Annotated in this window: 25 protein-coding genes and 1 pseudogene; 25 read left to right on the forward strand and 1 reads right to left on the reverse strand. The window is 45.0% G+C overall.

All coding sequences use genetic code 11. The features are described 5' to 3' along the window. The first annotated feature begins 2 nt into the window (after nt 1-2). The 19 genes from AB3351_RS04090 to AB3351_RS04180 all read left to right on the forward strand — a co-directional run bounded on the left by AB3351_RS04090 (nt 3) and on the right by AB3351_RS04180 (nt 18,375). Nucleotides 3-1,607 (forward strand): ABC transporter substrate-binding protein, encoded by a 1,605-nt coding sequence (locus AB3351_RS04090; protein WP_371145854.1) that lies wholly within the window; start codon nt 3-5, stop codon nt 1,605-1,607. A 38-nt stretch (nt 1,608-1,645) separates the two neighbouring features. Further along, nucleotides 1,646-2,800 (forward strand): iron-containing alcohol dehydrogenase, encoded by a 1,155-nt coding sequence (locus tag AB3351_RS04095; protein ID WP_371145855.1) that lies wholly within the window; start codon nt 1,646-1,648, stop codon nt 2,798-2,800. 23 nt (nt 2,801-2,823) lie between these two features. Then, nucleotides 2,824-3,651, forward strand: coding sequence for a creatininase family protein (locus AB3351_RS04100; protein WP_371145856.1), 828 nt, complete (start codon nt 2,824-2,826; stop codon nt 3,649-3,651). Between the two features lie 141 nt (nt 3,652-3,792). After that, nucleotides 3,793-4,119, forward strand: coding sequence for a DUF3870 domain-containing protein (locus AB3351_RS04105; protein ID WP_371145857.1), 327 nt, complete (start codon nt 3,793-3,795; stop codon nt 4,117-4,119). A 148-nt stretch (nt 4,120-4,267) separates the two neighbouring features. Then, nucleotides 4,268-4,936: a CoA transferase subunit A gene (locus AB3351_RS04110; protein WP_371145858.1), complete on the forward strand. Its 669-nt coding sequence runs from the start codon at nt 4,268-4,270 to the stop codon at nt 4,934-4,936. Then, entirely contained in the window at nt 4,926-5,627 is a 702-nt protein-coding gene (locus AB3351_RS04115; protein WP_371145859.1) for a 3-oxoacid CoA-transferase subunit B, read from the forward strand. The genes AB3351_RS04110 and AB3351_RS04115 overlap by 11 nt, the downstream gene beginning before the upstream one ends. Next, nucleotides 5,591-6,781 (forward strand): thiolase family protein, encoded by a 1,191-nt coding sequence (locus AB3351_RS04120; RefSeq protein ID WP_371145860.1) that lies wholly within the window; start codon nt 5,591-5,593, stop codon nt 6,779-6,781. The genes AB3351_RS04115 and AB3351_RS04120 overlap by 37 nt, the downstream gene beginning before the upstream one ends. Beyond that, nucleotides 6,769-8,175, forward strand: coding sequence for an aminotransferase family protein (locus AB3351_RS04125; protein ID WP_371145861.1), 1,407 nt, complete (start codon nt 6,769-6,771; stop codon nt 8,173-8,175). Before AB3351_RS04120 ends, AB3351_RS04125 begins: the two co-directional genes overlap by 13 nt. After that, nucleotides 8,147-9,454, forward strand: a complete 1,308-nt coding sequence (locus AB3351_RS04130) for an aspartate aminotransferase family protein (RefSeq protein ID WP_371145862.1) — start codon at nt 8,147-8,149, stop codon at nt 9,452-9,454. The genes AB3351_RS04125 and AB3351_RS04130 overlap by 29 nt, the downstream gene beginning before the upstream one ends. Before the next feature lie 23 nt (nt 9,455-9,477). After that, nucleotides 9,478-10,296: an ABC transporter substrate-binding protein gene (locus AB3351_RS04135; RefSeq protein WP_371145863.1), complete on the forward strand. Its 819-nt coding sequence runs from the start codon at nt 9,478-9,480 to the stop codon at nt 10,294-10,296. Between the two features lie 12 nt (nt 10,297-10,308). Further along, a complete protein-coding gene (locus tag AB3351_RS04140) occupies nt 10,309-10,965 on the forward strand; it encodes an amino acid ABC transporter permease (protein WP_371145864.1) in 657 nt (218 codons plus the stop codon). 17 nt (nt 10,966-10,982) lie between these two features. Continuing rightward, on the forward strand, nt 10,983-11,738 hold the full coding sequence (locus tag AB3351_RS04145) for an amino acid ABC transporter ATP-binding protein (protein ID WP_371146259.1): 756 nt from the start codon (nt 10,983-10,985) through the stop codon (nt 11,736-11,738). Nucleotides 11,739-11,760: 22 nt separating this feature from the next. Continuing rightward, the gene (locus tag AB3351_RS04150; RefSeq protein WP_371145865.1) at nt 11,761-13,215 is read left to right on the forward strand and encodes an aldehyde dehydrogenase family protein; all 1,455 of its coding nucleotides are present in this window, start codon (nt 11,761-11,763) and stop codon (nt 13,213-13,215) included. A gap of 13 nt (nt 13,216-13,228) precedes the next feature. Then, nucleotides 13,229-14,533 (forward strand): NAD(P)/FAD-dependent oxidoreductase, encoded by a 1,305-nt coding sequence (locus AB3351_RS04155; RefSeq protein WP_371145866.1) that lies wholly within the window; start codon nt 13,229-13,231, stop codon nt 14,531-14,533. Continuing rightward, nucleotides 14,526-14,801, forward strand: coding sequence for a (2Fe-2S)-binding protein (locus AB3351_RS04160; RefSeq protein ID WP_371145867.1), 276 nt, complete (start codon nt 14,526-14,528; stop codon nt 14,799-14,801). The genes AB3351_RS04155 and AB3351_RS04160 overlap by 8 nt, the downstream gene beginning before the upstream one ends. Then, on the forward strand, nt 14,798-15,079 hold the full coding sequence (locus AB3351_RS04165) for a (2Fe-2S)-binding protein (RefSeq protein ID WP_415708682.1): 282 nt from the start codon (nt 14,798-14,800) through the stop codon (nt 15,077-15,079). The genes AB3351_RS04160 and AB3351_RS04165 overlap by 4 nt, the downstream gene beginning before the upstream one ends. A 14-nt stretch (nt 15,080-15,093) precedes the next feature. Beyond that, nucleotides 15,094-16,356: an NAD(P)/FAD-dependent oxidoreductase gene (locus tag AB3351_RS04170; protein WP_371145868.1), complete on the forward strand. Its 1,263-nt coding sequence runs from the start codon at nt 15,094-15,096 to the stop codon at nt 16,354-16,356. A gap of 38 nt (nt 16,357-16,394) precedes the next feature. Continuing rightward, nucleotides 16,395-17,924, forward strand: a complete 1,530-nt coding sequence (locus AB3351_RS04175) for a M81 family metallopeptidase (protein ID WP_371145869.1) — start codon at nt 16,395-16,397, stop codon at nt 17,922-17,924. Then, entirely contained in the window at nt 17,902-18,375 is a 474-nt protein-coding gene (locus tag AB3351_RS04180) for a GNAT family N-acetyltransferase (RefSeq protein ID WP_371145870.1), read from the forward strand. Before AB3351_RS04175 ends, AB3351_RS04180 begins: the two co-directional genes overlap by 23 nt. Before the next feature lie 3 nt (nt 18,376-18,378). Here the strand turns inward: AB3351_RS04180 and AB3351_RS04185 are convergent. Further along, a pseudogene (locus AB3351_RS04185) lies at nt 18,379-18,521 on the reverse strand (IS3 family transposase); the annotation flags it as partial. A 375-nt stretch (nt 18,522-18,896) separates the two neighbouring features. Between AB3351_RS04185 and AB3351_RS04190 the strand changes: the two are divergent. The 6 genes from AB3351_RS04190 to AB3351_RS04215 all read left to right on the forward strand — a co-directional run bounded on the left by AB3351_RS04190 (nt 18,897) and on the right by AB3351_RS04215 (nt 24,172). Next, complete coding sequence (locus AB3351_RS04190; RefSeq protein ID WP_371145871.1) at nt 18,897-19,076, forward strand: hypothetical protein; 180 nt, start codon at nt 18,897-18,899, stop codon at nt 19,074-19,076. 148 nt (nt 19,077-19,224) lie between these two features. Next, complete coding sequence (locus tag AB3351_RS04195) at nt 19,225-19,431, forward strand: hypothetical protein (protein ID WP_371145872.1); 207 nt, start codon at nt 19,225-19,227, stop codon at nt 19,429-19,431. A 12-nt stretch (nt 19,432-19,443) separates the two neighbouring features. Continuing rightward, nucleotides 19,444-21,315, forward strand: a complete 1,872-nt coding sequence (nosZ, locus tag AB3351_RS04200) for a Sec-dependent nitrous-oxide reductase (RefSeq protein ID WP_371145873.1) — start codon at nt 19,444-19,446, stop codon at nt 21,313-21,315. A gap of 75 nt (nt 21,316-21,390) precedes the next feature. Continuing rightward, a complete protein-coding gene (gene nosD, locus AB3351_RS04205) occupies nt 21,391-22,719 on the forward strand; it encodes a nitrous oxide reductase family maturation protein NosD (protein ID WP_371145874.1) in 1,329 nt (442 codons plus the stop codon). Next, a complete protein-coding gene (locus AB3351_RS04210; RefSeq protein WP_371145875.1) occupies nt 22,716-23,513 on the forward strand; it encodes an ABC transporter permease in 798 nt (265 codons plus the stop codon). The genes nosD and AB3351_RS04210 overlap by 4 nt, the downstream gene beginning before the upstream one ends. Beyond that, nucleotides 23,510-24,172 (forward strand): ABC transporter ATP-binding protein, encoded by a 663-nt coding sequence (locus tag AB3351_RS04215; RefSeq protein ID WP_371145876.1) that lies wholly within the window; start codon nt 23,510-23,512, stop codon nt 24,170-24,172. The genes AB3351_RS04210 and AB3351_RS04215 overlap by 4 nt, the downstream gene beginning before the upstream one ends. The last annotated feature ends 1 nt before the right edge of the window (nt 24,173 follow it).

Raw genomic sequence — 24,173 nt, forward strand, 5'->3', positions numbered from 1 at the left:
AAATGAATTTTTTGAAATTTTTTAAAATATTTTGTTTGATGGTATTTATTTTGACTTTTAGTTTGGTGATTAGCGGTTGTGGGAGCAGTGGGAAAGAAGCGAATTCCCAAGGAAGCTCTGAAAAGGGGAGTCCAGGAACTCCTAAAGAGGGCGGTGTGCTGACAGTAGGAACAAGTGCAGATTTAACAAAGCTTGATCTTCATACTTCTACTGTACTATCAGACCGAATTCCTTTGCTTCATGTGCAGGAGATGCTAGTAACAATTGATGAGAAGATGAATATTACCCCAATGCTTGCCGAAAAATGGACGACAAGCGATGACGGTAAAACAGTAACGTTTACACTGCGTAAGGGTGTTTTCTTTCATAATGGAAAAGAGATGAAAGGCGAGGATGTGAAGTATTCTATAGATAGATTTATGAAAGTGGCAGCGCGTAAAGGCGAATTTTCGATGGTGAAGTCCATTACCGTTCCGAATGATCATACGGTGGTGTTCAATCTCAAGCAGCCATCAGGTGTTCTTCTAGCTTCTCTAGCCAATCCATATAATCCGGCAGTAATTATTCCCAAGAGGATGGCTGAGGAACAAAAGGATCGAGTCACCAATCCAATAGGAACAGGTCCGTTCCAATTTGTAAAATGGGAACAGGGAAAACAGCTGGTACTTAAACGATTTGATAAGTACGCATCAAGCAGCGGAGAAGCTAGTGGGTTTAGCGGGCAAAAAAAACCGTATGTTGATCAAGTAATCTTTAAGCCAATTTCTGAAGCTAGCGTCCGTGTTACCGCTCTGGAGACAGGTGAAATTGATGTAGCGACGGATATTCTTCCTAAAGATGAGGCGAGATTGAAAAAGAACAAAGACTTAGTAATTTCTCAAAAACCATCAATGAACTGGGGATACCTATTCTTCGGATTTAAAAAACCTCCATTTGATAATAGTAAAATGCGTCAGGCAGTAGCTTATGCCATAAATAAAAAAGAGATAGTGGACGTGGCAACATGGAGTCTTGGCCAAGCAGCAAGCTCGCCTGTTTATCCAGATATGGAGTGGTACTCTGATGCTCATGCTAAAGACTATCAGCAAAACGTAGACAAGGCTAAACAACTGTTAAAGGAAGCTGGTTATAATGGAGAAAAAATTACGATATCTACGTCTAAGGCCTATGATCATCATGTAAAAGCAGCATTAACACTTCAGGATCAGTTGAAAAAAATTGGGATGAATGTAGATGTAGAAATGCTTGAATGGGCTTCTTTTATTTCCGAGAGGGCCAATAGCGGGAATTATCATTTGGCTGTAAGTCATATCACACCTCGCCCGGATCCAAACCAGATCTATTATGCGTATTTGCATAGCAATTCTAACTTTAATGGATACAATAATCCAAAAATGGATGGATTATTAGAAAAAGGATTAACGACTGTAAATCAGGATGAACGAAAATCAATTTATAACGATGTACAGAACCTTCTGCGTGAAGATCTATCTTTTATGTCTACGTATTATTATCCGGTTATTGAAGGAAGCAGATCTCATGTAAAAGGATACGTATCATGGAGTGCAGGATATCCAAGACTGTGGAATGTTTGGCTTGAAAAATAAACAGGACAAAGGAAAAAACAAAAATGGGAGGTGACTTTGTGGCTGATTGTTTAGAATTCTCCTTGGGTACGAAGCTTGTTCTAGGACCTGGTTGTATAGAAAAAATAAAAGAAGAATTGGAGAGCCAAGGAGTTCAACATCTCTTAGTTGTTACAGATCAAGGGATTATCACCTCAGGAATCTTCGATCGGATACAGAAGATTTTACATGTAGGTTCCTTCTCATATGATGTTTTTGATAACGTTCATCCTAATCCGGATGTTAAGCAAATTAATCAAGCCTTTCACTCTATTAAAGATACAACATATGATTCTATTCTAGCGGTGGGAGGCGGAAGTGTTATTGACACAGCAAAAGCACTTGCTGTTTTGAAAACGAATCAAGGGGAGATACTCGACTATGAAGGGAGGGGGAGGTTTACGATTCCTGCGCTTCCCCTGTTTGTTGTACCCACCACTGTAGGTACAGGAAGTGAAGTGACCAGAGCATGTGTAATCAGTGATCATAACAGACATAGGAAAACAATCGTAGGGGGGCCGTCATTAGCGCCAAGGGTTTCTTTCCTTGATGCAGAGTTAGTGACTAAGCTGCCGAATAAGCTCGTCGCAGCAACAGCAATAGATGCCTTGACTCATGCGATAGAAGGGTATGTTTCAAAAAAGTCAAACCTGATTACGGATGCTCTTAATCTATATGCTATTAAAACGATCGCCTCCTCTATTAGACAGGGTGTAGCAGATCGAGATATAGACAGCATGAATAATCTATTGGTATCTAGTACAGTCGCAGGTATAGGGGCGGGAAATTGTTCTTTAGGACTTATTCATGCCATTTCACATGCGATAGGGGGATATTACAACGTTTCTCATGGAGAGATTAATGCCATTTTGCTGCCGCATGTCATAAAGTTCAACTGGGATGCAAACCCCAATAAGTACGCCGAAATAAGACAAGCGCTTGGGCATAGGGAAATAAACATGTCAGTAGAAAATCAGAGGGAAGAATTGGTGAAGAACCTCCAGTGCTTTTTACAAGAGATTACTCTTCCTATTCGCTTACGTGAAATTGGTGTGGATCATACAAAAATTGATAAGCTTGCAGCAATGACTTTTGAGGATCATTATTATATTGCTTCAAATCCTCGAACAGTTGAATTGGAAGATATTAAGAATATCCTGCAGCTAGCAATGTAGATGACTATAAAGGGAGGACCAAGATGAATAAGTACTTATTTGCAGAAATGACATGGCCAGAGGTTCAACAGGTTATTAGTGAGGATCGTGTAGCCGTGGTTCCGGTTGCTATGATCGAAGAGCATGGGTACCACTTGCCAGTAGATACTGATTTGGTATTGGCTAATGAAGTTTGTGTTCGAGCTGCAAAAAAAATACCGCATGAGATGGTTGTCATTCCGCCGATTAACCATGGATATGCGCCCCACCAAATGGACTTTCCAGGTGTGATATCGATTAGTTACCAAACCTTTATCAGCTATGTTACGGATGTATGTAGAAGCTTAGCACACCAAGGGTTTAAGAGGATTTTATTGCTCAATGGGCACGGCAGCAATGTTTCCCTGCTTCAAGTCGTTGCAAGACAGACCATTCTTGAATACCCAGATGTAATGTGTGCATCCATTTCTCATTGGGATTTGCAGCCTGTTATTGACATGGCTGAACAAATACGTGAGTCTGAGAATCCTGGAGGCATGAATCACGCCTGTGAGTTAGAAACGTCTATGTATTTGGCTATCCATGAGGAATTGGTGCAAATGGATAAAGCAGTAAGGGATTTAGACAAATTCAAGACCTCTAAGTATTTTTGGCTCGATTTGGTCGGGCGGGGTGAGGGAAGAGCGGTTGTTATGATGCCGTATTGGAGTTCGATTTCTGAAACAGGAACGCTTGGAGATCCGAGCGTTGCTACAAGAGACAAAGGGGAAAAACTGCTTGCTGCTGCTATTGAAGGGTTGGTTGAGTTTATATCCATATTCAAGAGCAGGGAGAATAATGCTAGAGTAAATCACCATCGTATTCCTAAGTAATACCATACTCATTAACGATACCGGTAAATAGAAAATTCTAATTATTTTGTCTAATCATATTGACAGCGAAATCGTTTCTATTTACACTATAGAAAATGCTTACAGGACGTAGCGCCAAGTACTACTCAAAGGACGTTGCCTATGGAGAAATTAGAAACTGTATTAGTTACTGGCTATTCAAAAGCACCCCAAGGAACTTCCATGTATGAAGTGTATAAGCATGCGGGGATTGTTTTGGAAGTGCATTTGGAGACAAACAAAGTCGTCGGCGTAGAATTCACTTTTGTGGCAGAGTTATCGAAAGATTATTTTCGAAGGTTGATTGTAGGATATGATATAAGCGAGGGGATAGACCCGCTGATCAAACGAATTCAAGATCATTACTTTGCGCCTTCGCAGCAAGCTATTATCGTAGCGCTGCAGTCTGCGATTCAGCGCTACTGGAGTTATGTGCATCCTACAAATTAAATAGTACTTGGTTTTTTTGAAGTGGAAAGGCATCCCCTTTCCATGTTCTCATCAGAACCGGGCTAGGTAATGACTCTCAAGAATCATTCTGGATTCTTGGTACGGTCTTGTTGCCTTATGCCCGGTTTTTTATTTTTGGGAGGTATGCATGGAAAAGTATATTCATGTCAAGCAGGTAGCTTCTTTTATAAAAGATGGGGATTGTCTGATGGTTGGTGGGTTTGGTCTGGTTGGAAGTCCGCTGGCCATTATTGAAGAATTGACAAAGTCCCCTGTTAAGAACCTGACGATTATCAGTAATAACCTTGGTGAGAAGGGAAAAGGACTAGGCGTTCTTGTCGTAGAGAAGAGAGTAAAGAAAGCGATTGGCTCTTATTTCACTTCAAACCCAGATGTAATACGGGCCAATCAGGCAGGAGAATTAGAAGTTCTGCTGCTGCCACAGGGTACGCTTTCAGAAGCGATCCGTGCAGGCGGGGCTGGGATTGGTGGTTTCTATATTCCGGCCGGAGTTGGAACACAGTTGGAAGAAGGCAGAGAAGTGAAGGTGATCCAGAAGAAAACGTATTTATTTCAAGAGGCGCTTGGCGCAGACGTCGCCATTATTAAAGCCCATAAGGCTGATAAGCTGGGGAATCTCGTATATCGTAAATCGGCAAGAAATTTTAATCCGATCATGGCGACGGCAGCTAAGCTGGTGATTGCTGAGGTCGAGGAAATTGTAGAGGTCGGTGAATTGTCACCGGAAGAGATTGTTACGCCGCATTTATTCGTAGATTACATCACGATAGGGAAGGAGCATAAAGATGAACCATAAGGAGCGTATTGCAGCACGTGTAGCTCAAGAATTAAAAGATGGAGATGTTGTCAATCTTGGTATTGGCATTCCAACAATGGTTGTCGATTTTTTACCGACCGATATGCATGTGTTTGTTCATTCTGAAAATGGCATTCTCGGGGTAGGCCCTACGCCAATGCCCGATAAAATAGACAAGGATTTAGTCAATGCGGGAAAGCTTCCCGTTACCGTTCTTACGGGTGCCTCTTATTTCGATAGCGCGGCTTCCTTTGCGATGATTCGTGGCGGTCATGTTGATGTGTCCATCCTAGGTGTGCTTCAAGTAGATGAACAGGGACGCATTGCTAATTGGGCTGTGCCTGGTAAGAGTGTTCTTGGCGTTGGAGGAGCGATGGATTTATTGGAGGGATCGCAAAAGGTCATTGTCGCAACGACACATAACACAAAGGATGGGCAGCCCAAGCTGGTAAAGAAAGCATCCTACCCGTTAACCTCTATGCGTAAAGCGGATGTGATTGTCACAGAACTCGCCTTTTTTGAAGTGGGAGAGCAGGGGTTAGTTTTGAAGGAGTTGGCACCCAACGTAACATTAGAGGAAGTAAGGGAGAGGACAGAAGCTGATTTTCAAGTGGATGTAGACTGGAAAGATAAACAAGAACTCGGGGTGACAAAATGGTTGTTATCGTCAACGCCTTACGCACGCCCATAGGAAAATATGGGGGATCACTAGCAAATACGACACCTGAAGATTTGGTTGCGAGTGTAATGAATAATATTTTAGCGCATACAGGTTTTCGGCCGGATATTATCGATGAAGTCATTGTAGGTCAGACAAAGCAGAGCGCGCATGCGCCTAATATTGCGCGTGTTGCCCTGCTGAAAGCAGGATTTTCCGAATCGGTTCCTGCATACACGGTGCACCAGCAATGTGGTTCAGGAATGCAGGCCGTTCAGAATGCTTGCATGTCGATTATGTCAGGACACTCAGAGATTGTACTGGCAGGAGGCGTGGAGGTGATGTCGCAAGCTCCTTACTATTTTGTAGGTCAGCGGTTTGGTATGCCTGTAGGTAACATGGCAGTATATGATTCAAATACAGAAAGTCAGCCGCGCTCCCAGCCGCACGAACGATACGGAACCTTTACGATGGGCGAAACAGCGGAAATACTCGCAGAAAAATACGAAATCACTCGCGAAGAGCAGGATGAATTCGCTTATCACAGCCAGAGCAAAGCGAGAAAAGCCATACAGTCAGAGCGGTTCAACGATGAAATTGTACCCATTGAAGTAAAGGAGGGGAGAAAGGGGGTTCGTTTATTCGCTGTAGATGAGTATCCGAGAGAAACAGAAATTGAAAAAATGGCAGCATTGCCTCCGGTATTTCGTAAGGATGGCACCGTCACAGCGGGCAACTCCTCCGGTAGAAATGACGGAGCAGCCATGCTGCTGTTGATGAAAGAAGAAAAGGCAAAGAAACTCGGCTTAACGCCTATGGCAAAAATTCGTTCTTTTGCGTCAGCAGGGGTATCCCCAAAGGAAATGGGGATCGGCCCTGTTCCTGCTTCGAAAAAAGCCCTCCATATGGGCGGATTAACGCTAAAAGATATGCAGCTTATTGAAGTAAATGAAGCTTTTGCCGCACAAAGCTTGGCGGTTCTTAAGGAATGGGGAATTTCTCATGAGAACGTCAATGTAAATGGTGGTGCCATTGCGTTGGGACATCCGTTAGGATGCTCCGGAGCAAGAATATTGGTCACTCTTACACATGAGATGCAAAAGCGGGACACGAAATATGGGTTGGCTACGCTCTGTGTAGCAGGAGGCCAAGGAATAGCGACGGTGATCGAAAAATGGAAACAATAACACAAACGAAGGACTATGTGTTTCATCGTGATTTTACAAAAACGTATCCAATCATTACACATGGAGAGGGGGTGTATCTGTATGATGACACTGGTAAGAAGTACATTGATGCTTCATCAGGTGCGATTGCAGCTAATCTCGGTCACGGAGTTGTAGAAATTGCAGAAGCGATGGCAGAGCAGGCAAGAAAAGCTGCTTTTGTGCACACTCTACGCTTTGAAACAGAAGTGCTGCATCAATTAGCGACGAAAATCGGAACCATGGCATCCCCCTCGCTAAACCGGGTGTATTTCACTTCAAGCGGCTCAGAAGCAAATGAGAGCGCCATAAAACTTGCCCGTCAGTATCACCGGGATCGAGGTAAGCATGAAAAGCATATCGTTATCGGGCGCTGGCAGGCATATCACGGAAATACCCTTGGTTCTTTGTCAGCAGGCGGCGATATTAAACGACGTCAGCCCTATACTGCAAACCTAGCGGCATTTGAGCATGTATATTCACCGTATTGCCTGCGCTGCCCTTACAATAAGACAGAAGAAAGATGCAAAAGTGAGAATCGCTTGGCCTGTGTGGAGGATATTGAACGGCGCATCTTAGAGATTGGTCCTGAATTCATCTCCGCGTTCATATGTGAACCGATTGTAGGGAGCCAGCAAGGGGCAGTTGTTCCGCCTGATGACTATTTTATACGCGTGCGACACATCTGCGATAAATATGACATCGTGTTGGTTATTGATGAGGTGATGACAGGCTTCGGAAGAGCGGGCACAGACTTTGCTATTGAACAATTTGGGATTGAGCCGGATATTTTAACGTTTGGTAAGGGGGTATCAGGAGGCTATGCTCCGCTGGCAGGGATGATTGTTTCGGATACTATTATCGAAAATTTAATCCAAAATGGGAAGGGTCGCTTTATTCATGGCTCCACGTTTAGCGGTCATCCTGTATCCGTTGCTGCTGGTCTTGCTGCCGTTCAGTATTATCAACAGGAACAGCTTTTAGAGAATTGCAGAAAACAAGGAGCCTATTTATTTCAACGGCTTTCTGAACTTCAGAAAAAACATCGCTGCATGGGACAGATTCGAGGAAGAGGGCTGCTTCTCGGGTTTGAGCTTTTAGCCGATCGCACAAAAGATACGATGTTTCCTCCACTATACGGAGCTGCTGAGCGATTGTATGAAGAAACGTATAAACGAGGGGTTGTCCTATATCCAGGAACAGGAAGCATCGATGGGACACATGGTGATCATATATTGCTTGGTCCTCCATTAGGTATCAAGCGTGAAGAAGTTGATGAGTTTATCTTGATACTAGATCAGGCCCTGTATTCCTTTGAAGAGCAGATAAAAATAGAGGAGGGTGACTATGAGCAGTACGAAGGAAAAGACATATGAGCTTCAACAAAAGGCAGCCCGTCATTTATCACCGGTTATGACAAGGGTGACGGATCTTGTGATACAAAGGGCACACGGCGCAAAGTTTTGGACTGTTGATGGAGAGGAATATATCGATTTTGTTTCCGGTGTTGCGGTGAATGCAGTGGGCCATACACATCCAGAGGTTGTAAAGGCAATCCAAGATCAGGCAATCCAGCTTATTCACCTGGGATTAAACTACGGTTATTATGAAAGCGCTGTCCATCTTGCCGAGAAATTAGCTGAGATTACACCTGGTGATTTGGATACGGTTTTTTTCAGCAATTCGGGGGCGGAAGCCATTGATGGTGCGATTAAGCTGGCGCGAGCAGCTACAGGCAGACCGGCTTTGATTGCTTTTGAAGGCTCTTTTCATGGTCGTACGATTGGAGCTGCGACATTAACGGCTTCAAGCGCTAAATATCGAAAACATTATGAACCGCTCATGGGTGGCGTCTACCACGTTCCGTATCCGTATCCGCTTCAATTGGGCGAAGGAATGAATGAACAGGAATCCGTTGATTATTGTCTGAAGCAGCTGAAAAGTGTTTTTGAATTGAAGGTAGATCCTTCCTGTGTCGCAGCAATTATTATTGAACCTTGTATGGGAGAAGGAGGGTATGTTCCGGCTCCGCCTGGTTTTTTGCAGGCATTGCGGGAGATTACGGAGCAGCACGGCATCTTATTGATATTTGATGAAGTACAGACAGGGTTTGGCCGAACAGGAAAAATGTTTGCGGCAGAGCATGCACAGGTTACCCCGGATATTTTAGTTTTAGCCAAAGCATTATCTTCCGGTATGCCGCTTGGTGCTATTGTAGCTAAAAGAGAATTGCATGAAAAATGGCCTGTGGCAGGTCATGGCTCTACGTTCGGTGGGAACCCGGTATCCTGCGCAGCCGCTTACGCAAGCATTAGCATCATTGAGCGGGAGAGGTTAGTTGAGCGGGCTGCAAGTATGGGTCAATTGATTGTCCATCGCCTTGAGCAATCAATTGCTCACCTTCCGTCGGTTGCCCAAATTCGTGGCACAGGGCTGATGATCGGCATTGAATTCAAGGATGAAGAGGGAAATCCCGGAACAGATATCGTTTCAGCTATTCGAGAAGAGGCAATAAAAAATCACGTATTGGTTACCGGTTGTGGCGTATACGGGCAGACCATTCGGCTGATGCTGCCATTGAATATCCCAGATGAGGACTTGAATAAAGGATTAACGGTTTTGGAGCGAGCGATTATGAAAGTCGTTGAACAATAAAAAAAGGAAAGGGAGGATACTAGATGATGCGTAAGATGAAAGGAATGTTAGGGGTGTTTGCCGCTCTTCTTATTCTTTTGCTGGCTGCCTGCGGCAGCAACGGAATGAATTCGAAAGAGGCAGGGGCGCAAAAGCAGGCTGAAGGTTCTGGAGTTCTTGAAAAGGTTAAATCGGCCGGTGTTATGAATGTTGGGATCGAAGGCGCCTATCCACCATTCAACTACTTTAATAATAAAAATGAATTAGAAGGATTTGATGTTGATATTACCAATGAAATTGCGAAGCGTATGGGCATTAAAGCCAATTTTGTTGCGACACCTTGGGACACGATCATTGGGGGCCTACTATCAAAAAAATACGATATGATTCTCTCTAGCATGGCAATTACCGAGGAGCGGTTAAAGAAAGTTGACTTTACTGAGCCATATTATCATACAGGTGCACAGTTGTTTGCTCCATCTTCTTCAAACATTACCGATCCAACCAAAATCAATGGCAAAAGGGTCGGGGTTTCAATCGGAACCACATTTGAGAAAAAAGCGAACGAGTTAGGTGCTGAAATGGTAACGTACAAAAATGACTTGTTAGCGTTTCAAGATTTAGCTAATGGCCGCATTGATGGAGTTATTACAGATAAAGGGGTAGGAGCGCGCATGATTAAAGAAAAAGGCTACCCCTTTAAACCGATCGGTGACATGCTGTACAAAGACAAGGCAGGGATTGCTCTCAATAAAAAAGAAGAAGCATTTAAAAATGAGTTAAACAAACATTTAAAAGACATGCTTGAGGATGGAACCTATGAAAAAATAAGTAAAAAATGGTTTAACGAAGACATTCGATAAGGGAGGAGTACGATGCTCGATTTCTCATTAGTAACAGAGTACATCCCCTTTTTGTTAAAAGCGAGTGTCATTACACTAGAAATCTCTATTGTTTCTCTTTTGCTTGGTTTGTTCCTCGGCTTGATTATTGTACTTATGAAGATTTCGAAGATAAAACCACTGGAGTGGTTTGCGGATTTTTATATTTGGGTGATACGAGGAACACCGATGCTTGTACAGTTGTTTCTTGTATACTTCGGTCTTCCGCAATTAGGAATAGAATTGGGACCGTTTGTCTCCTCCGTAATTGCGCTTGGCATCAATGCGGGCGCTTATATTGCGGAAATTTACCGGGGAGGCATCCTTTCCATTCCGAAGGGACAGACGGAAGCTGCTCAATCTTTAGGAATGAACTATGGAACCATTATGCAGCGTATCATTCTACCGCAAGCTTTTCGTGTCAGTGTTCCGGCATTAGGAAATCAGGCAATTTCGATGTTAAAGGATTCATCCCTGGCTTCTCTTGTGACAGTATCGGAATTAATGATGGTATCTCAACGATTTGCTTCCACAAATTATGCTTTTATTGAGTTTTATATTACGGCGGCGCTTTTCTATCTGTTTTTGACCACCATTTTCACATTCATTCTTAATAAAATTGAATACCGCCTCTCAGTAAGCGACCGATAGGAGGGAAAGGTGTGGAAATGAAAGCCATGAAAACAAAGGCAGCAGAACCGATAATAAAGATTGAAAATTTGCACAAGAGCTTTGGTGAACTAGAGGTACTCAAAGGAATTGATGTGACGATTTTCAAAGGAGAGGTTGTTTCCTTAATCGGATCTAGTGGGTCAGGAAAAAGCACACTCCTTCGATGCCTCAACCGCTTAGAAGCAAATACTGCCGGTCGGATTGTTATTGATAATATCGTACTCGATGAATCAATAAAGAATATTAGCCAGATTCGTCGAGAGGTAGGAATGGTCTTCCAACAGTTTAACCTTTTTCCCCATATGACCGTGCTTGAGAATGTAATTGAAGCTCCCATTCGTGTTCTGAAATTGAAAAAAGCAGAGGCAGAAAAAGAAGGACTGGTTCTTCTTGAGAAAGTCGGATTGTTGGATAAGAAAAATGTGTACCCTAAAAAACTTTCTGGAGGACAGCAGCAGCGAGTGGCGATTGCAAGAGCACTAGCGATGAAGCCAAAAATTATGCTGTTTGATGAGCCGACGTCCGCGCTAGATCCTGAATTAGTCGGAGAGGTTCTCAGCGTAATGAAACAGCTGGCAACTGAAGGAATGACGATGGTTGTGGTGACACATGAGATGTCCTTTGCTCGTGAGGTAGCGGATCGGGTGATTTATATGCATAACGGAATGATTGAGGAGCAGGGAGATCCCAAAGTTATCCTTACGAATCCAAAAAGTGAGAGATTAAAAGGATTCTTGCGGCTCGTTAAATAATGCAGAGGGAAGGACGGGGAAAATGGGAGAAGCGACAACGGCAAAAAATTATATTAATGGAACGTGGAAGGATGCAGGAAGTACCGGTACATTACAAAGCATGAATCCGGCTACAGGTGAAGTGATAGGGACATGTGTAATGTCTGGCGAACAGGATGTTGCTGAGGCGGTGCAAGGTGCTAAAGAGGCATATGCCGTATGGAGAAGAGTACCTGCTCCTGAGCGCGCCGATTACTTATGGAAGGTAGCGGATATTTTACAGGAGAGAAAAAATGAATTGGCCACCATGATGACATTAGAAATGGGCAAGGTGTATGCGGAATCACTGGGTGAAGTGGAAGCTGTGATTGCTTCTTGTAAATACATGGCGGGGGAAGGCAGAAGAATGTTTGGGGAAACAATCCCCACATCCTCCCCTGAACGAATGGCCATGACGGTTCGCGAACCGCTAGGGGTTGTCGCTTGCATTACACCATGGAATTTTCCTGTTGCGTTGGCAGCGTATAAAATTTTTGCCGCGCTTGTTTCCGGGAATACCATTGTGTGGAAACCGGCATCAAACGTATCTCTTTCCGCTAAGCTTTTTACGGAAGTGTTTGCTTCTGCCAATCTGCCTGCAGGTGTATTGAATGTAGTGTTTGGCTCAGGTAGTACGGTGGGTCATGTGCTTGTCCAGCATCAGGATGTGAAAGTCATCGCGTTTACCGGGTCAACGGAAGTTGGAATGAAGCTAGCCGAAAGTGGGAGTCGTTCACTTAAGAGAATATCTCTTGAACTTGGTGGGAAGAATGCGGTGATTGTGCTGGCAGATGCTGATCTTTCGGCAGCGGCAGTCGGCATTGTAAAAGCAGCATTTACCACGACAGGACAGCGCTGTACGGCAGCCAGTCGTGTCATTGTAGAGGAATCCGTTCGAGCGGAATTAGAGAAGCGGATTGTGGCGCTCACCGAACAACTACGTATTGGAAATGGCTTAGAAGAAGGGATAGATATCGGTCCGCTGGCCAATGCCGCGCAAATGAACACGGTTAAAGAATATGTAGAGATTGCAAAGGAAGAAGGAGGCCATATTTTAACCGGGGGGTATGCACTCCAAACGGAAGAGCATCGTAAGGGATTCTATTACGCGCCGACGGTCATTACGAATGTGCGGCAGGAGCATCGTATTGCAAGAGAAGAAATTTTCGGACCTGTACTTGCGATTATTTCAGCGCAAAACTTTGATGAAGCCGTAGCGTTTAATAATGACACCGAATATGGACTCTCAAGCGCGATATACACAAGCAGCCTCCATTATGCGAATCGGGCTGCGCGCGAGCTGGAATCCGGACTTGTTTATATTAACAACGGCACCTCCAATGCTGAAACAGGCATGGCATTTGGTGGAATGAAGTTATCTGGAAATGGGCATCGAGAGGTTTCCTATCATGCTTTTGATGTGATGACAGAATGGAAAACAGTCTATACCAATTATTAAGGAGCGTTTTCCTATGGATGAAGTGATGGATCGATTGACATTACTAAGCCTGGATGTCGAAAAAATAAAAGGAGAGACCGCTGACAAAATCGAGCAGGTATACGATGCCCTCTATCATTATGTTTTTTCCCAGTTATCTTCTTCAAGCATACGTCCTAACTCTAGAAAGATCATCGTTGTAGGTGGCGGGATCATCGGCGTGATGGCGGCTTTTTATTTACACCAAAAGGGATATCAGGTGACCGTACTCGAAAAGAACTCATTTGGTGGAGCTGCTTCAGGCAGAAATGGTGGAGGAATTCTTGCGCTTGGGCGTGAGTTGGAGGAAATTCCTTTTGTTAAGGTATCCATGGATTTGTGGGAGCAGTTATCAGACTACGGAATTGATAGTCATTTCATTCGCCCGGGTCATGCGATGGTAGCGATGAATCATGCTGAGGCGGAGAAGTTGGGGAAAGCACAGGTATTATATCGACGAGCGGGTCTGGATACGACATTTTTAGAGACGGATCAAGTAAAAAAAATGCTGCCTGATATTTGTCCTGAGAATAAAGGGGCGTTGTATAGTCCCATTGATGCGCAAAGCTATCCCTTTCTGGCAATCGCAAACCTTATGAAATGGTTACGCTTTCGAGGTGTTACATTTTACAGTCAGTGTGAGGTAAAAGGCTTCTCTGTCGTACAGGATCGAATTACATCGGTCTCTACCAATCAGGGGGAGCTTGCGGCAGACACGTTTCTTCTATGTACAGGGCCTTGGACACAGTGTACCGGAAGACTTCTGAATCTTGACCTACCTATCATTCCTCGTCGTTCACAGATTATGGTGACCGAAATTCTAGAAAGCAGGCGTATGGATCCGTTTGTTTCCGGAAATGGCCTTTATAGTAGGCAGACGCATGCGGGGAATGTGCTATACGGTGGCGGAGGTCCTTGGGAGATAACAGGGTTTGATGTGACCAATTCAATGGAAGCGATGCGTCTTTTATCCACACGCTTTGTTGAATTGTTTCCCGCATACCGTAACAGGCAATTGATTCGAGCGTTTGCAGGAACGGTAGAGATTACTCCGGATCATTTTCCGATTTTCGGGCCTGTTCCTGCGTATCATAATCTTTATGTTTCAGGTGGCTTCAATGGGCATGGGTACGGAATGTCAGCGGTTATGGGGAATTTACTTGCCGCTATGGTTTATTCTGATGACCATGATCTGGAGCTCCCTTATAGCATTAAAGAGATCATCCACCATTTTTCACCTTCTCGCTTTTCATCTCCTGGTGAAGCCGAGAAGGGAGGCGAGGTGAATCTTTATGGATAAAGCAACTTATTATATATGTCGATGTGAAGAAGTAGATTATAACGAAATTAAAGCGGCTATGAAACAGGGAGCGCGTACTTCGCAGGAAATCAAAATGAAAACACGTGCAGGAATGGGAGCGTGTCAGGGGCGAATTTGCCGGAGCCTGTTGGAAAAGGTGACAGGAGAAGAGCGGGAAGGAATATGTGAACAGATGAGCAGGTTGACTGTCCATCATCCGGTTCGTCCTATTCATATTGCTCAGCTAACGGAGCGTGGTGGATCATGAGAATTATTCATCATCCGATTTTTGCACCATGTGAAGCACAAGAAGTATCATTTACTTTTGCCGGAAAAGAATACAAAGCGCTGGAGGGAGAAAGTATTGCAGCAGCACTGCTTGCTAACGGTGTCCGTTCCCTTCGATATGCTGAGAAAACTGGAGAGCCGAGAGGATTGTATTGTGGAATTGGACATTGCTATGAATGTCGTGTTTATGTTCGGGGAGTTGGTAGCGTCCGCGCCTGCGTTACACTTGTTCAACAAGGGATGAATATACATCCGTAAAAGGAGGTCTTCCGGTGGATGTAGATGTGGTCGTAATTGGAGGCGGTCCAGCAGGTCTTACAGCAGCCAAAGAAATTGCCGAACGAGGCGGTTCGGTTGCAGTCTTGGATGAAAATAGTCAATGGGGCGGCAAGCTGCTTGGTCAACTGCATGAAGATCCTGCCGAAGGACATTGGTGGAGGGGCAAGGAGATTGCGGAAAAGCTGGTGAAGGAAGCCGTGTCGGCTGGGGTAGAGCTCATTCCAGAAACTGTTGTATGGGGATTGGAGCAAGGCTGGACTGTTCATATAGCTCATGCATTAAATCGTTCCAATTCTGTCGGGTGCATACGTGCAAAAGCTGTGCTGCTTGCAACCGGGGCTGTAGAAAAACCCCTTCCTTTTTCAGGTTGGACCTTACCTGGCGTAATGACTATTGGAGCGGCACAGGTGCTCACCAATGTATACAGAGTAAGGCCGGGGAAGAAAGTGCTGGTTGCCGGGATCGATGTATTATCGCTCACCATTGCAAGGTCATTGACGTTAGCCGGCGTTGAAGTGGTTGGCATTGTTCTTCCGCAGCAGAGCGAATGGAATGAAGAAAAGGGCCTGCCTAAAGAGGTGTTAAAACAGCTAAAAACAATGACGCATCTTGCACCCAATCGGTGGCTTCGAATGGGGGGAGCCGTCTTAAACAGCGATGTCGGAGTAGAGCTTGCGGCTCGTTTTTATCCGAAAAGCGGGATGAAAGTATGGGGCATCCCTATTCAATTAAAAAAGGTGCTTGTCGCTGTCCATGGAAAAGAGCAGGTGACAGGAGCGGAGGTTTCTGCTATTGATGCTGATGGCCGGATCATTCATGGAACAAGTACTGTGCTGCCGGTAGATGCTGTATGTTTGTCCGGCGGTTTAACGCCGCTGGCTGAATTAGCAGCAGCCGTTGGATGCAGATTTGCCCGGCTTAACGGATTAAACGGAGCTGTTCCTTTGCACGGCCCTACGATGGAAACGACGGTATCGAATTTATTTGTTGCAGGGAATATTACCGGAATTGAAGGTGCAAAGATCGCTATGGTGCAAGGAGAGGCGGCAGGCAAAAGCATGTGCCAACGACTTGGTATCGGAAATGTGACGGATCAGGACATACAGGCTGCCGTCAACAAAGTGAAACAGGTTCGAGATACAATGGATATTCAATTTCATCCGCATATTAAAGCAGCGCGAGCGCGTCTAGATGAACTATGGGAGAAAGAACGAAAGGAGAAAATTCTCGATCCATCGATTTCATTATATGCGTAGTATAGGGGATACCTATGTTTCTATAGAAAGGAGAGCATATGAATAAAAAACGTGTTGGTATCGCTTTTTTTTATCATGAATCACATACCTTTAGCTCGGTGAAGACAGATATTCAATCCTTTCGTGACGAGGGATACTACAAGGGCGGCGAAATCATTGCAGCATATAAAGGAACAAAAACAGAAGTTGGTGGCTTCATCCATGTATTGGAGGAGGAAGGAGCGACCATTGTGCCGCTTGTTTGTGCAGCAGCGATTCCTTCAGGCATAGTGACGGATGCTGCCTGTAGAGAGGTTCAAAATGAAATCATAGAACACATTCAAAAAGCCGGCAGGCTAGATGGATTACTGCTGGCTCTTCACGGTGCCATGGTTGCGGAAGAAATGTCAGATCCGGAAGGAGAGCTATTGGTTCGCATACGGCAAGTTTTTGGAGATGAACTGCCAATTGCGACCACGCTTGATATGCACGCAAATGTAAGTCATCGGCTGGTGGCGCAAACGCCTTTACATTTTGGTTTTAAAACGTATCCCCATGTAGATATGTACGAACAGGGCTGTCGAGCTGCCGCTGCTTTATTGCAGCAACTGGAGGGAAATCATCGCTGCTCGGCCTCCTTTATCAAATTGCCGATGATGCCTCCGAGTATTAATATGCGGACAGAAGAAGGCCCGATGCATGAATTGATAGAAAGCGGGAAGCGCTGGGAGCGTGAAGAAGGGATTGTTAGTGTTAATGTGTTCGGGGGGTTTCCTTACGCTGATATTGAAGAGGTGGGTGCAAGCATTATTGTGGTTGCCACACATAAAGAAAAAGGTGACATGGCTGCTGCATCTCTAGCGAAGCAGTTCTGGGGAGAGCGGCATCGCTTTCTCGTCGATTTACCTGGGGTAGAAGAAGCGGTGTCAACAGCCCTTGCAATGAAAGAAGAGAAGCCGGTCGTGCTAGCCGATATTTCAGATAATCCGTTAAGCGGGGGAAGTGGAGATACAACTTCACTTTTACGTGAAATGCTGCAGCAAAACGTAAAGGACGCTCTGTTTGGCATGCTATATGATCCGATATCTCTTGCTATCTGTATGAAGGCAGGTGAAGGAAAGGAAGTTTCGCTGCTTCTAGGCGGTAAGTGTACACCCGAATTTGGAGGACCGATTCCGGTAACGGCAGAGATTATTCGGCTTACCGACGGAAGATTTACAAATAAAGGTCCCATGAACACTGGCATGCTTATCGATATGAAGGGGGCGGCACATCTTCGTGTGCATGGACTTGATATTCTGCTAACGGGTAGAGCACTCTCCGCGAATGACCCGGAGATGTTCCGCCATATTGGCATCGAGCCTACCGAGAAAAAAATTTTGGGTTTAAAAGTGAAAAATCATTTTCGAGCAGCATTTGATCCGCTTGTTAGCCACATTATTTATGTAGATGCGCCGGGAATTGCTTCTAATCAATTAAAGAACTTCACGTATCATCGTATTCCACGCCCCATTTGGCCTCTTGATGATATGGAGAGCTATGAACCGAATAGTGGGAGGGATATGATTGATCGATCATCTTTCCTTTGAAGTTCCCGAGTTTTTAACACCGGAACAATTACGTATCTTGTGTGAACTTGAGAAGAACGCCTTTCCCGTCAAGGGAGCTGTTGATGAGCAATCACTGGTTCCGCTTGCAAGACACGGACGGATTGCACTGCTTTGTGAAAAGGGAGATAAATACCCGGTGGCTGTATGTGAAATGTTGAGGGACTATAAAGAACCAGACATGGTATATATCTTTGGATATTATGTACGGCCGGATAAGCAGGGAAAGGGATACGGAAAAATATTTTTTGATTATTTATTTGACATGATGCGTAAAGACGGGTTTGAAAAAACGAGTCTGACAGTGGACCCTGACAATACAGCCGCTGTAAAATTGTATGAAAAATTAGGTTATAAGATTATAGAAACTAGAAAATCAGAGTATGGAGAAGGGTCCGATCGATATTATATGGTGAAGTACTTAGGGGTCTGATGATATTAAGCAGAAAAAGCCAAGGACCTTCATTAGGCGATAAACACGCTTATGATTGACTCGATATCCGTCTTTTGAAGAGCGACCGTCATACGCAAATAGCCGTAGTACGGGTGCTGTTTGTGGATCGCCTGGATATGTGCTTTCAGTTTCTGTTCTGCCCCCCCTTTGGCCTGCTTCTTTCAGCACGCAGAAACAAAATCATCCGCTTTCACAAAAAGTTGTCATACTTGTTTGTTTTTCTATCCTGTTGAACAGCTTACAATAAAAACACAGCGAACAGAGAAGAGGTGAGGGGATGAATCTCGTGATGTAATCGGTCAGGTGCTGGATGACCTGATTGATGATCTGGTAGATCTGGTGCTGAAGCAATCGTGAACCATGCATGATGTGAGAATAAGGAGGTGATAAGAATAGAATGCTACGTACGATGGATGCTGCGCTGTTCACAGACGGTTCTTCGGATGACATGTTCTTCATGTAGAGGGCATGCTTGATATAGTGTGAGAGGTGGAAGGTGATTGCGTGACGGAGAGCGGAGAAGTGAGATGCCCGCACAGGTGGATAATAGCCTGAGGCGGGCTTTTTTGTATTTTTTCTTCCTTCTTCCTGTTGTAGTGATTACTGAAGAAGAAAAAGCAGATACCCCTGCTGCTGATTCTTCACCGGCTCCCCCGTCTCTATACGTAGTCAAGATTTAGAAAGTACGGATCTTCCCGAGATTTCGGTCGAGGGGGAAGGAGATGCGGAAGGTGAGGAAAAGAAGCAAATCAACGCCCAGAACACATTGCTTCATAACCTCATTCCGCCTAGTAGCCGCCCGAAGGCTATACGGGCAAAGAGGAACTTTTGTACAACAAGTATCCGCTGGGAAACTACAGTCTGGATTTATCCAAGGCATACACAACCGTTTTAGATAAACATGGCGTTTCTATTGACGAGTTTTTGAAGAAGCCGACGTCTGCAGTGATGTCTGGCGTAATCGGAAAAAGTCCGCTCAAAGAGGATGAACGCAAGGCGATTATCGCGGCATTAAAGACCGCTTCAGAGAAATAGGGGGAGTCACATATGGGAAAAGTGGTGCCTGCAATATCTGGTATCGTAGCCGGTTTTTTAGCGGCCACCGTATTTTTTGCTGATTTTACTACACAGGGAACCAGCACGTCAGCCAAGCCGGCGAACGGAAAAAGCGATGCTGAGAAAGTATACGTTCCGTTTGGACAGCAGGATGAGTATTACATGTTTGCATCAGGAGGCCATTCCGGACAGCTCTTCGTCTACGGCGTTCCATCCATGCGAAGAATTCGCACCGTGCCGGTCTTTTCTCCGGATTCAGCGACTGGATACGGATTTGATAAAGAAACGAAAGCAATGCTGGGCGGATTCCGTTGGGGCGATTTTCACCATCCAGCCTTCTCAGAAAAAGATGGGGAATATGACGGAAAGTATATGTTTGCCACTGACGTAGCCAACAACCGTGTTGCTGTGATGGATTTAAAGACGTTCGCTGTAAAAGACATTTTGAAAGTACCGAATACGGTTGGTCCGCACTGCGCAGCTTTTGTAACGCAGAATTCAGAATATCTCTTCCTGCCAACCCGTTTTTCAGCACCTATCGGACAGCAGTATGCGTCGCTTGATGATTATAAAGCAAAATACAACGGCTTTATGTCCGCGGTTACGATGAACGAGAAAACAAAAAAAATGGAGGTAGCATGGCAGGTGAAGCTTCCGCCATGGTCGTACGATCTATCGGATGCAGGCAAGAAAACGTCCGGAGATTGGGCGGTTGTGACGACGTACAATACGGAAGAAGCTACCACCAATCTGGAGATCAACGCTTCTCAAAAAGACCGGGATTACATATTGCTCTTCAACTGGAGAGAGCTTGAGAAGATGGTGAAGGAAGGCAAGGCGGATACCGTCAACGGTGTGAAAATCATTGACCCGCTAAAAGTAAAAAGCGGTCTCTATCTGGTACCGGTGGCCAAATCTCCGCATGGTGTCGATGTAACCCCGGATGGCAAGCGCTTTATCGCTTCCGGTAAGCTTGCGCCGGCCATGACGGTCTTCTCCTTTGAAAAAGCTTTTGAAGCGATTAAGAATAATAAAGTCACAGAAAAGGTAAAAGGGATCCCCGTGCTCGACTACAATTCCGTGATGGAACGTGAAGTGAATCCGGAAAATGCGTTCGGGCCGCTCCATACACAGTTTGATGATAAGGGCATGGCCTATACAACCATGTTTATCTCGTCTGAGATCGTAAAATGGAATCCGAACACCGGGGAAACAGTGGATCGTGTTCCGGTACAGTATTCGCCGGGCCACGCGGTTTCCGCTGAAGGAGATAGTGTAAGTCCGGATGGCCGCTATATTATCGCGCTCAACAAGTTAGCCAAGGACACCTACTTATCGGTAGGGCCTTCCCATCCGGAGTCCATGCAGCTGATTGACCTGGCCGGTGATAAGATGAAAGTCATTCAGTCCGCTCCGGTGGACCCGGAACCGCATTATGCGCAGATGATCAAGGCCGATAAGATTAAAACAATTGAAGTATACCCGAAGGATGAGACCAATCCTGATGCAGTATACCAGCAGAAGAATGCGCGTATTGAACGTAAAGGAAACGAAGTTCATGTCTATGGCATTGCGATGCGCTCGAAATTTATCTTTGACGATAAAGCGAAGCGCAAGGACACCATTGAAGTAAACGAAGGCGATAAAGTTGTCATTCATCTTACGAATGTGAACTTTGATGAGGACATCACCCATGGTTTTGGTATCAACGGCTATGACGAGGATATTGAGGTGCAGCCGGGCGAGACAAAAACATTGGAGTTTGTCGCCAATAAGGCAGGGACCTTCCCGCTCTACTGCACGAACTTCTGCTCCGCTCTTCACCAGGAGATGAACGGATACTTATTAGTCAAACCGAAATAAGAGAAGCAGAAAGAAAGGGGGCAGAGGGCGGCATAGCGTACCCTTTGCCCCTTTTACTATTGAGTAGTAGAGGAGATGAACACATATGTCCAGAAGGTTATCGACCGTATCGGGCATCTGTTTGGCAGTGGCGGCTGCTCTGCAGGCGCTTCGGTTTCCCTTGCAGATAGTTCCGTCCAATCCTTGATTGACCACACACCTGCCAACGGTGTGCTGCTTTTGAAAAGCCAAATGTATGAAGGAGATATCGTCATTGAGAAGCCCATCACGATTAAAGGAGTCCAGGGTACGGTCATTCGAGGATCAGGCACCGGGAATGTCATTACGGTAAAGGCACCCCATGTTCGCATAGAAAATCTGAAGATTGAGCACGGCAGTCTCAGCATGAATTCGCAGGAAGAATACGCCGGGGTAAAGGTTGTGGCTAGTTACGCAGTATTGAAGAATCTGCAGATTGCTGATTGTTACCACGGTGTGTATTTAAAAAACACGCACCACAGCGAGGTTCATCATGTGAAAATTACCGGCCGCGGCCGCAATATTGTAGCCAGTCAGGGAAACGGAATTCAGTTAATACATGCCGCTCATACACGGCTCGTTGGAAACGTAATTGAAAAGGTACGAGACGGGATTGCGTTTGATTACTCCGACCATAATCAGGCCGAACAAAATCAAATTAGCGAGACAAGATACGGTTTACACTACATGTATTCTAACGATAATACCTTCGTAGATAACCGCTTTTCAAACAACAATGGCGGGGCTGCCATCATGGTATCGAAGCGTCTGTATCTTAGAAACAATGATTTTTCTTTTCATGATGGCTCACAAGCTTTTGGCATTCTCCTGAAGTCGGCGGAGGAGGTCAGCATTACTAATAACTGCTTCTATCAAAATTTGCGGGGCATTTATATTGATGATTCTGTCGGAAATGAGATCGCTGACAATCAGTTCTTGTACAATCGGGTTGGCGTTGAACTGTGGTCAAGTGCAACGCACCAGGTATTTACGCAAAATCGCTTCTTTAAAAATACCGTTCCTGTCATGACGGTGGGCGGGAGCGTAACGAACCAATGGAGCAAAAATGGCAAAGGAAACGATTGGGGCGGAGAATTCCCGCTGCTGGATGCCAATCAGGACGGCATTGGAGACCATCCCATTCAGTATACATCGGCGCTGTATAAGCTTATCCAGGAAAATGAACTTACCTATTTGTTCCTGCACAGCCCGGCCATTTCCATCTACGAAAAAATGAACCAGCTTCTGCACCAGCAAAGCCTTATGTTTGAGGATGAGCATCCGCTGGTGCATGCGGAAAAGCGTCTGCCTCTCAGTATGATCGGGCTTGCGCTCAGCATAGTATTCATTGGATATGTATGGATGCGTAGGGGGCGAAAGGTATGAATTATGTATGGAAAGAGTGGAAAGAACAATCCCGCAGCAAAGGGATCTGGCTTGCAGTAAGCATGATCATTCTGATCTCGTTCTTTCTGCTTTTACAATCCCGTTCGTTTCCATCCGAGCAGGGATTTCAAGTATTTCTTATGTCCTTATATGACATGACGGTTTTCTTCCTGCCGCTGCTCAGCCTGTTTGTTGCCTCATTTGCCATCATGCAGGAAAAAGAGCAAAAGACATTGTTTATTTTACTTACAAAGAAAGAATCGTATCGAACCTTTCTTTTGAAAAAGAGTCTGGCTGTTCAGTGTGTTACCCTGCTTTTGTTCATCGGCTGGTACTTTCTGTTTGCGCTGTTTGTAAAGTTTTTTCTTTCGTTTGATCCAGGTGCGTTTCTCACGTTTTTGGTAACCACCTTATCACTGCTCGTGATTTTTACGCAGCTGGGCTTGCTGTTGGGCAGCGTGTGCACGACAAGAATGCAGTTGATCGGCGCCAATATTTTCGTCTGGTTTTTCTTTCTTTTTCTCGCCGATATTATCTTTTTATACAGCCTTCCTGGCGTATCGAAGGAGAATGTCACGCTGTTTTCTGTATTTTATTTTCTGGATCCTCTGCATACGCTGCGCTTTTATTTGGAAACGTCGCTCGATCTTTTCCCGCTGGACCATCTCTCCAGGCTGATGGAAGATATGCTCTGGCTTTCGCCGGCGAAATTTCTGCTGCTTGATCTTCTGATCTGGGTTGTTCTTTCATTTGAAATGGCGGTGTTGCTGCATTCGAAGGGGGAGAGAGCATGATTGAGATACAGGGTGTAACCCACTTTTATCGTCATAAAAAAGTGCTTGATCACATTGATGTCACGATTCATGAAAATGAAATATGTGCGCTGGTAGGCCGGAATGGTTCGGGAAAATCCACGCTTATCCACTGTTTGCTGCATCTGCTTCCGCTTAAACAGGGAACCATTCGCCTGAACGGCATTTGGAACCATAAGGAAGGCTGGAAAAAGGATGTGGCCTATTTGCCGGAAAAGCTCCAACTCTATCCCCACCTGACATGCCGGGAGAATCTAGCCTTTTTTGCCTCCTTAAGCAGCATGGAGGTGGACGAACAAAAAATAGAAGAAAAGCTGCGCATGGTGCAGCTATGGGAGCATCGGGATGAGGTAATTAAAAGATTCTCGAAAGGAATGCTGCAGCGCTTGGGACTGGGCATCATGCTGTACTATGAAACCAAAATTCTGATTCTTGATGAGCCGACGAGCGGATTGGATCCTATGGGACGAAAAGAAATCCTTTCGATTTTAAAATCGCTTACCGGAAAGACAGTCCTCTTTTCTTCCCACCATATGGATGAGATTCGTCAGGTGTGCACGCATGTCGCTTACTTAGAAAACGGTCGCATCGAAAAATATGAAATGGATACGTTTTGCAAACAATTTCAATTCGGAGAGTGAA

Source organism: Aneurinibacillus sp. REN35 (genome assembly GCF_041379945.2).
In the GTDB taxonomy this organism is placed as follows: Bacteria; Bacillota; Bacilli; order Aneurinibacillales; family Aneurinibacillaceae; genus Aneurinibacillus.